13 protein-coding genes are annotated in these 15,440 nt (G+C 53.0%); 3 read left to right on the plus strand and 10 right to left on the minus strand.

The genetic code is table 11. The features are described 5' to 3' along the window. The first annotated feature begins 67 nt into the window (after positions 1-67). Both cgtA and folA read left to right on the plus strand, forming a co-directional pair. Positions 68-1,240, plus strand: a complete 1,173-nt coding sequence (cgtA, locus tag IEW52_RS13595; RefSeq protein WP_188630618.1) for an Obg family GTPase CgtA — start codon at positions 68-70, stop codon at positions 1,238-1,240. A gap of 3 nt (positions 1,241-1,243) precedes the next feature. Then, positions 1,244-1,726 carry a type 3 dihydrofolate reductase gene (gene folA / locus IEW52_RS13600; RefSeq protein ID WP_188630619.1) on the plus strand — a complete coding sequence of 161 codons (483 nt, stop codon included), beginning with the start codon at positions 1,244-1,246 and terminating at the stop codon, positions 1,724-1,726. 82 nt (positions 1,727-1,808) lie between these two features. Here the strand turns inward: folA and IEW52_RS13605 are convergent, their stop codons facing one another. From IEW52_RS13605 to lptD, 6 genes are read right to left on the minus strand one after another with little or no spacing between them, the layout of a single operon-like run. Further along, positions 1,809-2,639, minus strand: a complete 831-nt coding sequence (locus IEW52_RS13605) for a symmetrical bis(5'-nucleosyl)-tetraphosphatase (RefSeq protein ID WP_188630620.1) — start codon at positions 2,637-2,639, stop codon at positions 1,809-1,811. After that, entirely contained in the window at positions 2,639-3,013 is a 375-nt protein-coding gene (gene apaG, locus IEW52_RS13610; RefSeq protein ID WP_188630621.1) for a Co2+/Mg2+ efflux facilitator ApaG/CorD, read from the minus strand. The genes IEW52_RS13605 and apaG overlap by 1 nt, the downstream gene beginning before the upstream one ends. A 2-nt stretch (positions 3,014-3,015) precedes the next feature. After that, positions 3,016-3,822 (minus strand): 16S rRNA (adenine(1518)-N(6)/adenine(1519)-N(6))-dimethyltransferase RsmA, encoded by an 807-nt coding sequence (rsmA, locus tag IEW52_RS13615; protein WP_188630622.1) that lies wholly within the window; start codon positions 3,820-3,822, stop codon positions 3,016-3,018. Beyond that, positions 3,815-4,804 carry a 4-hydroxythreonine-4-phosphate dehydrogenase PdxA gene (gene pdxA / locus IEW52_RS13620; RefSeq protein WP_188630623.1) on the minus strand — a complete coding sequence of 330 codons (990 nt, stop codon included), beginning with the start codon at positions 4,802-4,804 and terminating at the stop codon, positions 3,815-3,817. Before pdxA ends, rsmA begins: the two co-directional genes overlap by 8 nt. Continuing rightward, complete coding sequence (gene surA, locus IEW52_RS13625) at positions 4,801-6,117, minus strand: peptidylprolyl isomerase SurA (protein WP_188630624.1); 1,317 nt, start codon at positions 6,115-6,117, stop codon at positions 4,801-4,803. The genes pdxA and surA overlap by 4 nt, the downstream gene beginning before the upstream one ends. A gap of 24 nt (positions 6,118-6,141) precedes the next feature. Continuing rightward, positions 6,142-8,496 carry an LPS assembly protein LptD gene (gene lptD, locus IEW52_RS13630; RefSeq protein ID WP_188630625.1) on the minus strand — a complete coding sequence of 785 codons (2,355 nt, stop codon included), beginning with the start codon at positions 8,494-8,496 and terminating at the stop codon, positions 6,142-6,144. Positions 8,497-8,745: 249 nt separating this feature from the next. Here lptD and djlA point away from each other — a divergent pair, with 249 nt between their 5' ends. Next, entirely contained in the window at positions 8,746-9,552 is an 807-nt protein-coding gene (gene djlA / locus IEW52_RS13635) for a co-chaperone DjlA (RefSeq protein WP_188630626.1), read from the plus strand. A gap of 59 nt (positions 9,553-9,611) precedes the next feature. On the opposite strand, the gene IEW52_RS13640 is transcribed toward djlA, so the two are convergent. The 4 genes from IEW52_RS13640 to rapA are packed head-to-tail and all read right to left on the minus strand — an operon-like array spanning position 9,612 to position 14,923. Further along, a complete protein-coding gene (locus tag IEW52_RS13640) occupies positions 9,612-10,562 on the minus strand; it encodes a D-2-hydroxyacid dehydrogenase (protein WP_188630627.1) in 951 nt (316 codons plus the stop codon). Next, positions 10,516-11,367 (minus strand): DUF3530 family protein, encoded by an 852-nt coding sequence (locus IEW52_RS13645; protein ID WP_188630628.1) that lies wholly within the window; start codon positions 11,365-11,367, stop codon positions 10,516-10,518. The genes IEW52_RS13640 and IEW52_RS13645 overlap by 47 nt, the downstream gene beginning before the upstream one ends. Positions 11,368-11,371: 4 nt before the next feature. Further along, positions 11,372-12,037 carry an RluA family pseudouridine synthase gene (locus tag IEW52_RS13650; protein WP_188630629.1) on the minus strand — a complete coding sequence of 222 codons (666 nt, stop codon included), beginning with the start codon at positions 12,035-12,037 and terminating at the stop codon, positions 11,372-11,374. A gap of 12 nt (positions 12,038-12,049) precedes the next feature. Continuing rightward, positions 12,050-14,923 (minus strand): RNA polymerase-associated protein RapA, encoded by a 2,874-nt coding sequence (gene rapA, locus IEW52_RS13655; RefSeq protein ID WP_188630630.1) that lies wholly within the window; start codon positions 14,921-14,923, stop codon positions 12,050-12,052. Positions 14,924-15,440 lie beyond the last annotated feature (517 nt).

A 15,440-nucleotide genomic window follows, 5' to 3' on the forward strand; every position in this document is an offset into this window, starting at 1 on the left:
ATAAAAAGCACATTCAGCATTCGAACCAGATACACTGGGATCAGAAAGCGGATGGGAGAGTAATACCATGAAATTTGTAGATGAAGCACAAATCCGGGTTGAAGCCGGTGACGGCGGTAACGGTTGTGTGAGTTTTCGCCGTGAAAAATATATTCCCAACGGTGGCCCCGACGGTGGCGATGGTGGTGATGGTGGCGATTTGTACATGCTGGCCGATGACAACCTCAACACCTTGATCGACTACCATTTTGAACGTTTTCATCGCGCCGAGCGCGGCGAAAACGGCCGTAGCAGTAATTGTACCGGCAAGCGTGGTCAGGATTTAGTGATCAAGGTACCTGTCGGTACTCGGGCCAAAGACGAGATGACCGGCGAAATTCTGGGTGATCTGACCCGCCATGGGCAAAAGCTGTTGATCGCCAAGGGCGGTTTTCATGGTTTGGGTAACGCGCGTTTTAAAAGTTCGGTTAACCGCGCTCCTCGGCAAAAGACCAACGGGACTCCAGGCGAGATCCGCGAAGTACTGCTGGAGCTGATGCTGCTGGCAGACGTGGGCATGCTGGGATTACCCAATGCCGGCAAGTCGACCTTTATCCGTGCGGTTTCTGCTGCCAAGCCCAAAGTGGCCGATTATCCGTTTACCACCCTGGTACCTAACCTGGGCGTGGTGCGTTGCAGTGGTCATCAAAGCTTCGTCGTAGCCGATATTCCGGGTTTGATTGAAGGTGCCGCCGACGGGGCTGGTCTGGGTATTCGTTTCTTGAAGCACCTTGAGCGCTGCCGCGTGTTGTTGCACATGGTTGATGTGTTACCGGCTGATGAGACGGATCCTGCCGACAACGCCGACATTATCATCAATGAATTGGTGCAATACAGCGAAACGGTTGCAAACAAACCCCGCTGGTTGATCTTCAACAAGCTCGATTTGGTCATGGAAGATGAAGCCGAGGCCATTATCGAGCGGGTGATCAAGCATCTGGACTGGCAAGGCCCGGTATTCCGCATTAGCGCCATCAGCAAAGACGGAACTAAAGAGCTGACGGAAGCCTTGATGGACTTCCTGGAAGAAAACCCACGCACGCAAAAAGAACTGGAAGATGCGCGCGAGCCGGTTAACTTCAAATGGGATGAATATCATCAAGCCACCCTCGGCAAGCAAGCTGAGCCGCAAGCGGATGAAGACGATGATGACTGGGACGACGAAGAAGATGACGGCCACGTTATCTATACTCGCGAATAACCCATGCTGGTGTCGATGATTGTGGCGATGACGCGTAATGGCGTCATCGGTAAAGATAATGACATGCCGTGGCATCTGCCGTGCGATTTGGCCTACTTCAAGCAAACTACGCTGGGTAAGCCGGTGGTGATGGGGCGTAACACCTTCAACTCCATCGGCAGACCCCTGCCGGGACGGCGCAACATCATTGTCAGCCGCAGCCTGGCCGAGGCGCCGCAGGGCACCGAGGTAGTGGCTTCGCCTGCCGACGCGTTGGCGTTGCTGCAAGATGAGGCTGAAGTGATGGTGATGGGCGGCGGTCAGCTTTATGAAGCGTTTATGCCTTTAAGCCAGCGTTTATATTTGACCCGGATAGATGTCGAACTAGACGGAGATACCTATTTTCCGTTTCAGGCAGCAGACTGGTCGTTAGACTCTGAACAGGTGCGCCCGGCGGACGAGCGCAATGAATATCAATGTCGGTTTCAGGTGTTTGAAAGAAGGTAAAGAGTGGAGGGGGAAGAGTGAGGTGTTAACCATCTCAGGCCTTACGTTTCACCCTTCACTTTATTTCCCCTTCACACATTATTTAAGCGTATACAGGGCAGGCGGTGGCGATACGCTCGCCGGTTTCCCAACATAGCAGCGTCATACTTCCCCCCCATACACAGCCGGTATCCAGCGCATGAACACCGGGCACCTCGCATTGTCCTTCCAACGCGGCCCAATGGCCGAAGATCAGGGGGGGATCCTGATGATCGTCACGCAAGGTGAACCAGGGGGTCAAATGTTCGGGGGCCTGGCTCAGCGTCGCTTTATGGGCCAGATCCAGCCGGCCGTCTTTATGGCACAAGCGCATGCGGGTAAAGCTGTTGATGGTAAAGCGTAATTGTTCAAGATCGGATAAATCCGAGCGCCAAAAATCGGGTTCATTGCCATACATTTGCCGCAGTCGCTCTTGATAATGGGGAGAGCGTAATTCGGTTTCAGCTGTGCGGGCGGCGATGCGCGCCTGCTCTATACTCCACTGCGGCGCTATTCCGGCATGACTCATGGCAAAACCCTGCTGGTGTGCGGCGCCGGATGTGTACTCCGCCAACAAGGGCTGCTGACGTAGCCAATACAGCAGGTCGGCACTGTCGGTTGCCTGCAGTATGGGGCTGATTTTATCTGCCGCCTTGGGCTTGCCTATGCCATTGGCTACTGCCAGTAGATGCAAGTCGTGATTACCCAGTACGGTGGTGGCCGCATTGCCCAAGGCCATGACGCGGCGCAAACAGCCTAACGAGTCTGGTCCTCGTGCCACCAGATCGCCGGTCAACCAAAGCGTGTCCCGCGAGGGGTTAAACGCGACCTCGGCCAGCAAGCTGTTCAGCTCGGTGAGGCAACCCTGCAAATCGCCAATAACATAGGTGGTCATCAGTTAATCAAGTTCGGTAATGCCAGACGGAATGCGGCGATGGGCGCTTGAAACTCATCACCGTTTTCCTGGACCATGGTGTAGCTGCCTTCCATGACGCCGACCGGGGTTGCCAGACTGACACCACTGGTATAGGTAAACTGTTCTCCCGGCGCTATGCGTGGCTGTTCGCCCACCACACCACTGCCTTCCACTTCTACTATTTTGCCGTTGGCATCGGTAATCAACCAGCGACGGCTCATTAACGTAACGGACATATCGCCACGGTTATCAATGGTAATGGTGTAGGCAAACACATAATTTTGCTCATCGGGCGTGGAACGCTCGGCTAAATAATGTGGTTGAGTGGTGATATGAATGGCGCCGGGGGTCATAATTATTCCTTGCGTTCGGCCAAGGCGTTGGCCAGGACGACATATTGAACCAGAGTAAGCTGTTCCGGTCGGGCCGTGGGATCCAGCCCCAGAGCGGTCAGTTGCTCTACGTTGAACAAATGGCTTAAACTGTTGCGAATGGTCTTGCGGCGTTTGCCGAAAGCATCGGCGGCCACGCGAGACAGGCAGCTGATGTCGGTGACCGGATGCGGTGGTACTTCATACGGCAGCAGCTTGACCACGGCCGAGTCGACCTTGGGGGCAGGCTGAAAAGCTTCCGGACCGACTTCCAGTACCGGCACAACCTGACAGTAATACTGTGCCATTACGCTCAGGCGGCCATAGGTCTTGCTACCCGGGCCCGCGGCCAGACGATTCACCACTTCTTTTTGCAACATAAAGTGCATGTCTTCGACACAGGCCGCAAACTCGAACAAATGGAACATCAGCTGAGTCGAGATGTTGTAAGGCAAATTACCGAAGATTTTCAGCTTTTTGCCCGGCTCTTTCAGCTGGGTAAAGTCGAACTTCATGGCATCGGCCTGATGAATACTCAGCTTGTCTTTCAAGAAGGGGTGGGTGGCCAGTCGAGCGGCCAGATCCCGGTCCAGCTCCACGACATTAAGGCGGTTAATGCGATCGCAAACCGGGCCGGTGAGGGCGCCAAGGCCCGGGCCGATTTCAACCATGGTAAATTCATCGCTAGGATGAATAGCATCGACTATCTGGTCAATGACATAGTCGTCGTGCAAAAAATTCTGACCGAAGCGTTTACGGGCTTTATGCCCTTGGTGAACTTTACTATTCATCGCGTTTTTCTATCATTTCAATGGCTTGATTAAGCGCGCACAGCATGCTGCCCGCATCGATTTGGTCGGTTCCGGCTAATTCCAGGGCCGTGCCATGATCCACCGAGGTGCGGATAAAGGGCAGGCCCAGGGTGATGTTAACCGCCTGGCCGAAGCCGATATATTTTAATACCGGCAGCCCCTGATCATGATACATGGCCAGAAAGGCGTCTGCGTCCTGCATATATTTTTGTTGAAAGACCGTATCCGATGACAGCGGCCCCACAAGATCCATGCCTTCGGCTCTCAGGATGTCGAGAGTGGGAATGATAATATCCAGCTCTTCACGGCCAAGATGCCCGTCTTCACCGGCATGAGGGTTTAATCCACACACATAAATGCGCGGGTTGGGCAGGGCAAACTTGCTTTTCAGCTCCGCATGCAGAATACGGATAATTTTGCTCAACCTGTCTTCGGTAATGGCCTTGGCGACATAGGCCAGCGGAATATGCGTGGTCACCTGAGCTACGCGTAATCCCGGTGCGGCCAGCAACATCACCACATCGGGCACGTTGGCCTGCTGGGCAAAAAATTCGGTGTGACCGCTAAAGGACACCCCGGCTTTATTGATAATGCCCTTGTGTACCGGGCCGGTCACCACGGCGGCAAATTCACCACTCATGTTACCATCTGAAGCTCGCTTGAGCGTCTCGAGGACATACAGGCCGTTGGCTTCATTCAATACACCCGGCGTCGTTGGTTTGGCCAACTTGACCGGAATGATGGTGAGGGTGCCGGCTCGTTGAGGCTGAGGGGGCTGCTCGGGCCGATAGGGCAGCAGAGTCAAAGATTTGCCAAGCGCCTTGGCTCGAGACTGAATCAGCTCGGGATCGGCTATGACGACCAGCTCTGCAGGCCAGTCTTGCGCAGCCAAGGCCAGCATCAGCTCGGGGCCAATGCCGGCAGGCTCGCCAGGTGTTATCGCGATACGTTTACAAATCACAGTTCACCGTTTGATAAATTGGTGTCGACAATACGGATATAGGCTTCATCCTTCAGCTCGTCCAGCCAGGTTTGCACTTCTTCGGTAAAGCGACGATTAAAAATCAGCTTGTAAGCTCGTTGTTCGTTAGCTTGCTCGGTGGCATCCATCACCCGCTTATCTTCTAACTTGACCAGATGCCAACCATGTTCGGAGCGAAATGGTTCGCTTAATTCGCCCACTTTCAGCTGGCTTACCGTGTCACGAAAGCTGCTGACATACATTTCCGGTGCCGACCAGCCCAAATCACCGCCATTGATGGCCGAGCCTGGATCTTCGGAATACTGCTCTGCCAGCTGTGCCATAGTGGCTGTGCCTGCGCGAATAGAACCGGCAAACTCGGTCAGCATTGACTGAGCTTTGTCTTCACTCATGATGATGGAAGGTTTGAGCAAAATATGGCGAGCGCGCACTTCTACCGCTTGTACGGTTTGTGCCGTTGCACCTTGCATATCAAAGATCGTCAGAATATGCAGGCCGGCACCGGAGCGAATAGGACCAATGATATCACCCTTACGGTTATTCTTCACCGCTTCGCTGAAGAGCGAAGGCATTTCATTGATGCCCAGCAAGCCCCAGTCGCCGCCTTCCAGAGCTTTGGGTCCTGCACTGTTGGCAATGGCAAGCTGGCGGAAATCCGCGCCTTGTTTTAACTGCTTGATCAACTGATCAGCCTGGCTGCTTGCCTGACGAAGCTGCTCAGTGCTGGGGGTGCTTGGCAATGGCAGCAGGATGTTACCCACCTGGTAACGATTTTGATCCTGACCTTGCTCCTTGATCATTTGTACCACCTGCTTTACTTCTTGATCGGAAATATTGATGCGGCGGCGTACCTGATTGCGAGCCAATTCACTCAGCAGAATTTCGTTGCGTACCTGATCTCGAAACTGGCTGTAGGTGATGCCCTGGGCTTTAATGCCGTTGCGCAGTTGTTCCGGGGTTTTACCTTCGCTACGGGCAATATTCGCAATCGCCTGCTCCAGTTGAGTGTCGGTAATACGCAGCCCAAGACGCTCGGCCAGCTGTAGCTGCAGGCTTTCGAGTATCAGTCTTTCCAGTGCCTGCTTGCGGATGGCCTGTTCATCGGGCAAAGGTTGTTTTGCGGCTCTTGCGCTGTTTTTCACCTGATCGACCAGGCCGGTCAACTGGCTTTCCAGCACCACGTCTTTATCGACTACGGCTACCACTTTATCAAGCAACTCAACCGCTTGGCTGGTGGTTGAAAGCAGCCCTAAACCGGCGGCAATCAACAGTTGTTTACATCTTTTATTCATGACAAGTCCTGTGCGCAATGAAAATCAATTATTTAGATTAAAGGGACGATAATAAGGCAACAAGCTGGTGCCGGGTGAAAAATCACCGTTGCCGGTACCAAATGAGCTCAGGCCTTTGAGTTCGAATCGCAGTCCTATCAGTGTTTCCTGTTGTAACTCGGTCTTGGTTGACCAGTCTTCTTTTTGCGATTGCTCCCACACCAGGCTTACCGCCCAACAGCATGAGTCATAACGCAGTCCTATCAGACTATCGATATTACGATTGAGTTCAATATCCCGATAATGACCGCCAATCAGACGCCATTGTGGATCCAGTGGCCAGGAGAATGTCCCGCCAAGCTGGTTGAGATCATTAGTCAGGCTGGCGTCGGGGAAGTAGGTCTGGTTCAGGTGACGGAAGCCCAGTTGTGCCAGACGGCCCTGATTATTGTATTCAAGGGTAATATTACCGGCGGCAAGTCGGTGGTTGCGGGTGTCATGCTGTGCTTCGGTATGCAAAAACCAGTCGCCATCTATATTAAGATCGCCTTCAAAAGTCAGGAAAGAGCTTTTGGTATCACTGGGCTCGTCATTGGGGAATAACTGCACCTTGGGCGAGGTGAAGTTATAGGTTTGAGCCAGTGCCAGACGAAGCCGCTCAACGCTGTCGGCATCATAGATGCGGCTGGTAAAACCGGCGGTGATTTGATTGGCATCACTGATCCGGTCCAGGCCGGCAAAGCGGCGATCGCTGAACAGGCTGTAATAGTCCTGGCGCATATCCGTAGTGTCGTACAGGCCAATATTGTTCTGATCCTTGAAGGGCACATACAGATATTGCAGCTGCGGCTCCAGAGTCTGGGTAAAATCTTGTGAAAACCACTGAGTTTCCCGATCGAATACCAGGGTGCCGTTGAGTCGCAAGCGTGGTAACAATCGATCTACACTGCTGTCCAGTTCATCCGTAGTAAATCCCTGAGTGTTTTGATAGTAGCTTGACAGCGTGTCGGGAATATCCTGCTCGTAATGGGTGTAATAGGCGCCCACGTCGGCCGTCAACTGAGCGCCGGGTTGATTCACCACCGAATACACCAGCTTGGGTTCGGCATGAATTCGGGTAGCTTCATACGCATCATTGGCGTCGTTCTTGAACTGGGTCAACTCGGCGTCAAAGCCCACATCAAACTTGCCAAAGCCCTGATAACTGTTCAACGCCAGGCTGGGAGCCAGTTGAAAAGGTTGAGTTCCCAGATCGCGCTGGAGGATCTGATAATCACGAACTTCTGTCGTCAGTTGCCAATGTCTATCGTAATAACCACCGCGAAAAGACTGCATCAGTTGATTATCGACGACTTGTCCTACCGGGGGACTGAAATCATCCCAGTAGCCATAATCCTCATTGGCAACCTTGGTATAATCGGCACTGGCGCGCCAGTGTCCTTCGGCATCAAAGCGGGCATTGTGACGCCAGTTGAGCAACCATCTAGCCTCATCCAAGCCCTGCTCTTTTTCTCGTACCGCGTCACTTTCTAGATATTCCGTGTATAAAGTGCCGCTTTGGCCTGCCACTGGCAGATAGCGAAACTCGAGTTGCGCCATGGTGCCGCGTTTTTCCATATAGCGTGGCGTGAGGGTGGCATCGTAATTGGGCGCGATATTCCAGTAGTAAGGCAGGCTGATATCGGTGCCGCTATCGCTACCGAGATCGAAGGTGGGATATAAAAACCCGCTCAGGCGCTCGTCTTTGACCGGGAATCTGAGATAGGGAAAGTAAAACACCGGTGCGTCGCCCAGCCAGAGTACAGCATTCCAGGCTTCGCCAAAGACTTCATCCTGTTCAACCTGCACCGTGCTGGCTTTTAGTTGCCATACTTCCGAGTTGGGAGGACAGGTAGTGTAACTGGCGCTTTTTAAATCAACTTGATTGGTGTTGTCGCTTAACAGAACACGGCCGGCCTGGCCTCGACCCGGTTCACCGTGAAATTGGTATTGTGCCTGTTCAAGCTGGGTATCTTTACTGGTGAGATTACCGGTCAGGCGCTGTTCGCTGTCTACGCTGATAGTGCCATCGGTATAATGGATATTGCCTTCGGCCAGCACGTCGCGGCTCAATTGTTCCAGCTCGACATAGTCGGCGCGAAACTTGCGCTGTGCCTGTTCTACCTCTACATCACCACGGTACAATATTTTGCCATCGCGGGTGGCATCCAGCACCTCTGCGGTGACGGTAATTGGGGCCTGGTTATTATTGCCTGAAGCGGAGTCCACCCGAAGCGGAACATGGCTAAAGCAGCGGCTAAAATCAGAGGCGGCTTCTGTTGCGCTATTTTGAGTATTTGTTTGGGCCTGACTGAAGCCCGAAAGCAGCAACAGGGGTAAGCCGATAATCCGTATTCTCATGGGTTGACGCTCGCATCCTGGTGGCGACACCGCCTTCTGTGGCTAGTTGAGCTTTTGGTGTCATTACTTTATGGTAACGGGCTATGATAAAGCATTCTTGCGGCCAGCACTATGGCCTGCTTTAGCCCCATTTTTTCTTTTAGGATCCCGCTCATGAGCTTAGCTGCTTTTCATCGGCTTTCGCTGCCGAACAGCCTTGATATTGCCTGCCGATACCCTGTTTCGATGTACATGCTTGAGGGGTAAAGGATGCTGGCACACATTAAAGGCAAACTGATTGGCTGCATTTTCGGATTCTTGATTGGCAATCTGCCCGGTGCCTTGCTGGGGTTATGGTTAGGCCATATCATCGATAAAAAGCTGGCGAATGCCTGGGTTTTCAACAAAAGCGCACAGACAGAATTTCTCTATACCACCTTTGCCACCATGGGGCACATGGCCAAGTCGAGCGGTCAGGTATCCAGTGAAGAAATTCGCCTGGCCGAGCAATTAATGACGCAAATGCGCCTGCAGGGTGAACTGCGCGTACAGGCGCAAAATGCATTTCGTGAAGGCAAACATGCCGATTTTCCCTTGCAGGAAACCTTGCGCCGGTTTCGTGGGCGAGTCAAAGACAGTCGCAACCTGTTGCGCTTTTTTATGGAGGTGCAGCTGCAGCTGGCCTTTGCCGATGGTGAATTGCATCCGGCCGAACGGCGTTTGCTTTTGACCATCGCTCGTGAACTGGGTTTTTCCGAAGCCGAGCTGGAACAGTTACTGGCGTTTGCCGAAGCGCAGCTGCACGGTTTTCATCAAGGTGCTGGCCACGCTGGCGGAGGTCGGCAAGCTCAGCCATCTGCAGACCGCCTGCGCGATGCCTATCGTATTCTGGAAGTGGCAGACAATGCCGAAGACAGTGAAGTAAAACGCGCCTATCGCCGTCAGATGTCGAAACATCACCCCGATAAATTGGTGGCCCAGGGGTTGCCAAAAGAGATGATGGACATGGCCAAGGAAAAAGCCCAGGACATCCAGCAAGCCTGGGAAACCATTAAAGCCGTGCGCAATATCCGCTGACAAGCCGGGATTGGGGACCGGGGAACAGGGATTCGTCCCTAATCCCGAGTCCCCGGTTTTTAGACCAGCCGTTGTTGTGGCTTGCCGGCGACAAAGGCTTCTACGTTATCAATTAATTGATCTGCCAGGCGTTGCATGGCGTTTCGGCTGGCCCAGGCGATGTGTGGCGTTAGTATAAAGTTGGGATAGGCGAGCGCGCGCATTAATGGATTATCCGCAGCCGGCGGCTCAGCCGTGACGACATCAAATCCAGCACCACCAATTTGCTGTTGTTCTAATGCCCACAACAAGGCGGTTTCATCCACCAAGCCACCGCGCCCGACGTTGATCAGGATCGCATCGTCTTTCATGAGCTTGAATTCCTGCTCGGCAATTAAATGCCGGGTGCTTTCATTAAGCGGACAATGCAGGCTGATTACATCGGCATCCTTTAACAGTTGCTCAAAGCTTACCCTGCCTTCTCTGGGCGTTTGCCCTTTACGCGCCGCAACTATTACCTTCATGCCCAGTGCTAATGCCAGTTTTTCTACATCACGCGCTATGGTGCCATAACCGATTAGCCCCAGTGTTTGTCCTGCCAAATCTCTCACCGGATAGTCAAAGTAGCAAAACTGTCCGCTTTGTTGCCAGCGACCCTGGATGATAGAACTGCGATAGGCATGCAGGTTGCGATTCAATGCCATGATTAATGACAAGGCGTGTTCCGGTACCGAATTTTTGCTGTAATCGCGAATGTTACATACGGCAATTCCTGCCTGGCGGCAGGCGTCGAGATCGACGTTATCGCTCCCGGTCGCCGCCAGTGCTACCAACTTAAGTCGGGGCAGCTGGATTAATACCTCTGCGTTAAGACACACCTTGTTAATCAATACGATGTCGGCGTCTTGCAAACGCTCAACAACCTGATCGGGAGCCGTGGCGTTATAACTTTGCCACTGATGAGGAAAGCCAGGTGTGCGCAGGCTAATTTCTGGTGCCAGCGTTTGTCGATCTAGAAATACCAATTTCACGGCGTTGCTCCTTTAAATAATCCGGTGCACTGGGTGGTAGAGCTATCCAGCCTAGCCGTACCAGCCAGCCCGCTATTTGCTTGTTCAACAGTGCTGAGTCATGAAAACGTTGTATGGCATAACCGGTTTTCTCTCTCCGGTTGAGTTGCTGCTGTCGGCGTTGTTGATTATGCCAGGCCAGAGGACTGTCGGGGCGACTGAAGATATCGAGAATAGGGTAGGGGCTGCGGGCCAGGCTGATGGCCAGCATTTGCTGTTCACTAAAGCGGTAGGGCAAGGCGTCAAACAAAATCAATGTTTGAGGCTGCGCAATTGCACCACCATCCACCAACTGCTGAAACCAGAGTGCGGCACTGCCTTCGGTGATCACCACCAAAGGGGAACTCACTGCTTGCTCTGTGTTCTTATCCTCTTCTCCAGCCAGCTCTTTAGTAGGCAGGGGATGATCGGGTAATAAGTTGCTCAGCTGCAGGCCCAGTTGTTCGAGCCATTGGTTTTGCCGAGGTGAGGGTTGTTCACTGGTGGGATCAAATTGTTGCTGTTGTGCTCTTGCTTGCAGTAACAGCACTTGCCAGCCGCGTCGTTGCCACTCGTGGGCAATGGGCAGCCAGTGGTGGGTCTGGTTCAATTCGGGCCAGATAAGCAAGGTGCCGGCAGGTCGACTCTGGGCTTGATATTGCAGCAGGCGAGCATTGACGCTGTATTGTTCAACACCCGACCAGTCAAGTTGGGCCTGACCGGGAGTCGATATCAGCAGGGTGGCCAGCAAGGCCCACCCCGTTAATCCTTGGCGCCTGAACATCATCACATCAGCTAATATCAAAGGGAGCTGGCGCGGTGAACTTCATCCATTCTTTACTCTTGGGATGGCGAAATTCCAACTCGGCCGCATGTAACTGTAAATGAGGTGCCATGGTAAGCGCTTCGCCCTCGGCATACAGATTATCCCCTAAAATAACGTGCCCCATACTTTTCATGTGCACACGCAGCTGATGAGAGCGCCCCGTTATGGGCGTTAGCTTGATCAAGCTGCGGTCTTCCAGCCGGCGCAGACAGCGCCAGTGAGTGAGCGCCGCCTTGCCATTTTCATGATCCACCATGTGTCGAGGCCGATTGGGCCAGTCGCAACACAGGGGTAAATCAATACTGCCAGCACTCCGTTTGGGGTTGCCATGCACCCAGGCGTAATAGCACTTGGCGGTTTCGCGCTCGCGAAACTGCCGGCTCAGTTCTCGGTGCGCCTTGGGGTGCAGTGCCATCACAATGACCCCCGAGGTCGCCATATCAAGACGGTGTACCACCTGAGCGGTAGGGTAAACCCGCATCACCCGCAGCGACAAGCTGTCGAAATGAACGGGGTCACGGCCCGGCACACTGAGCAAGCCCGTTGGCTTGTTCAGTACGATCAGGCTGTCATCCTGATACAAGACCTCAAACTGGGGATCCATCGGCGGATCGTAATGCAATAACGCCATTTACTTATGTCCTTATTGATGACTGACGACTATATAGCGAATCGCATCCAGTTTTAAGCGCGTATTATTCAACAAGCTGTCCAACTCGTCCTGCAGTTCCTGTACGTGAGTAATTTCGCTGTCACGCACGTTCGGATTGACCTTGGCCAACTGCTGCAAGCGAGCCAGTTCCTGACCAATCGACTCATGCATTTGTTTACGCGCCTGATCGACCAATACCTGCATTTGTTGCTCGGCACTCGGGGCCGCCTGTTGTAACAGATGATGAATAATGGTCTGGGAAGCATTGACCAGCTTGCTCGCCAAATGACGGTTCACCGGGCTAAGCTGACGATCAAATGACTCAAAGGTCACCTTGTCGGCCAGATCATTACCGTTTTTATCCAGTAACAAGCGAATAGGGGCGGGTGGCAAGAAACGATACAGCTGAGCATTGTGCGCCGACTCGGCCACAAAGATCAGTTCCAGAAACTGAGTACCGACCGGCAGCGCCTTGTTCTTGAGAATCGCCACTGAAGTGGTACCAATTTCGGAGCCCAACACCAAATCGATACCGCCGCGGATCATGGGATGATCCCAGGTCAGCAGCTGCAAGTCGTCACGGCTCAATGCGGTATCACGGTCGAAGGTAATGCTGGCTCCATCTTCCGGCAAGCCTGGAAAGCTCGGGATCAGCATTTGCTCGGTTGGGCGCAATACAATGGCATTTTCACCACGGTCGTCTTGATGGATACCAATTTCATCAAACAACTTGATGGCAAAGATGGCCAGAGTGGGATCTTCATCAACCTCGCTCAATTCACCGGCCAGATCACGTTTGAGGATCACCCCGCTGGAATTAAGCTCCAGCAATCGATCGCGGCCTTGCTCCATCTGGCTGTTCAACTGGTGAGTCAAGGTGCGCGTTTCTTCTATCAGCTGTGCCAGCACGGTTTCGTCCTGTCCGTGATCGGCAAGCAGCGCCAGTAATGGCTCCGATACCTGCTGATACACTGGATGACCCACGGCGTTGGGTTTGCCGAAGGCATCCATACCCTGATAATACCACTGGGTCAGTGCCGCCTGCGCGGTACCTTCAAGGTAGGGCACATGAATATCAATGTCGTGTAACTGGCCAATACGATCCAGACGACCGATGCGTTGCTCCAGCAAATCGGGATTGAGCGGCAGATCGAACAACACCAGCTGATGGGCAAACTGGAAGTTACGCCCTTCCGAACCAATCTCGGAGCAAATCATCACCTGAGCGCCGCCTTCCTGCTGGGCAAAATAAGCCGCAGCCTTATCGCGCTCCAACAACGACATGCCTTCATGAAACACGGTACCGCGAATGCCTTCTTTTACCCGCAGTGCTTCTTCCAATGCCAGTGCTACACCTGCTTTGGCGGTGATGACCAAAATCTTGTCGTTACGTCTGGCCTTGGTATATTCCAGTAACCACTCCACGCGGCTGTCAAACTGGGTCCAGGAGCTGTCACCGCCTTCAAACTGGCGATAGATTTCTTCCGGATACAAGGCCTGTAAGGCTTGTGCCGCCGTATCTTGCTGGCTACCCATCATGCCGGCGACACGAATGGCGGTTTTATATTGGCTGGGTAACGGCAGCGGATGCAAATGCAATACACGGGACGGAAAGCCCTTAATGGCGTGGCGAGTATTGCGGAACAGCAAACGGCCGGTGCCGTGTCTGTCTAGTAGCTGTGCCAATAGCTGCTGGCGTGCAGCTGCATCGTTTAGCGCGCTGCCATCCATATCGTCCATAAACGGAGCCAGACGTGCCAAGGCTGTTTCATCTATCGCTTCATCAGATAACAAGGCTTCTGCGGCGGCGGCCAGTGGCTGGTATTCTTCTTCTTCTGCCAGAAAGGCGTCGTAATCATAGAAACGCTCGGGATCGAGCAGTCGCAGTCGGGCGAAGTGGCTCTCGTGGCCTTGCTGATCCGGGGTTGCGGTCAGTAGCAAGACGCCGGCGGTGTCTTCGGCCAGCGCCTCCACTACCTGATATGCGCGGCTGGGTTGCTCGGCATCCCAAATCAGGTGATGAGCTTCATCGACCACCAATAGATCCCAGTCGCTTTCATGCAACTGTTCAAAACGTTTACGCTTCTTGGTTATAAAGTCGAGGCTGCACAATACCAACTGTTCGGTATCAAACGGGTTGGCCGCATCGGCAAAGGCCTCAACACAACGTTCTTCGTCAAACAGGGCAAAATGCAGATTAAAGCGGCGCATCATCTCAATCAGCCACTGATGAATAAGTGCATCGGGTACCAGAATAAGAATACGGTTGGCTCGACCCGACAGCCACTGCTGTTGAATGATCATGCCCGCTTCAATGGTTTTACCCAAACCCACTTCATCGGCCAGCAAGACGCGGGGCGCATAACGAGTGCCCACTTCTTTGGCGATATGCAGCTGGTGCGGGATCAGGCTGACCTTGCCGCTTGCCATGCCACGTAGTGGAGAACGACGGCGATTGAATTGATGCATCAGCGCCTGATAACGCAAATTATAACGGCCTATTTTATCAATCTGACCGGCAAACAGTCGCTCTTGCGGTTTGTTCAGCTTGATAAAGTGATTAAGAAAGGTTTCCCTCAGGCTGGCAGCTTCACCATTATCCAGGCGAGTACCGTGGTAGATTAGCAAGCCGCTTTCTTCGGTAACGGAAGTGACTTCCAGCTCCCAGTCTTCATGACTGCTGATAACATCACCCGGATTGAACATGACTCGAGTAATGGGCGCATCACCTATGGCATACATACGGTTTTCACCGCAGGCCGGGAATAGCATGGTCACCATACGCACATCGATAGCCACGATGGCGCCGAGTCCCAAATCGGTTTCTGTATCACTAATCCAACGTTGGCCGAGGGAAAAAGGCATTCAAATCTCCAAGCTGAAGAGGGGAGTAAAAAAGGGGCGCTATCTTACCGTAAGCAACCCACGGGCGCACCCGCGAAAACCAAAAGAACAGCACCAAACGCTCAGCACCAAGCTTAAGGATAAATACCGTTCCTGTGGCTGTCATTCTGACTTGCTCGGATATCTCCCTCTATATATAGATATTAAAGACTACCTCAGAAAACGCCGTTATATCCGTTATACGTCTTGCGCCGTAAGGTAAAAGAAGAACACCTCACTTCGCTCGTCGCTTATCTCGTATGACGTAAAGCGGTCGACTTACCGCGGTTTTTTGTGGGTAACTCTGTAGATAACATGTGTTGATGCTGGGTGTTTGAGCGGTTGAGTGTGAAAGGCGTGTTTTTATCACAAAAGCCCTTGCGCTAAATCTCTGGCTCCCTATAATGCGCATCCACTGACACGGGGCAACACGCCAACGGTCACAAGGGTTTGAAACGAACGAAACAAAGTTTGAATCAACGCTTGACGAACAATACGG

The organism is Oceanisphaera marina, assembly GCF_014643915.1.
GTDB classification, from domain to species: Bacteria; Pseudomonadota; Gammaproteobacteria; order Enterobacterales; family Aeromonadaceae; genus Oceanimonas; species Oceanimonas marina.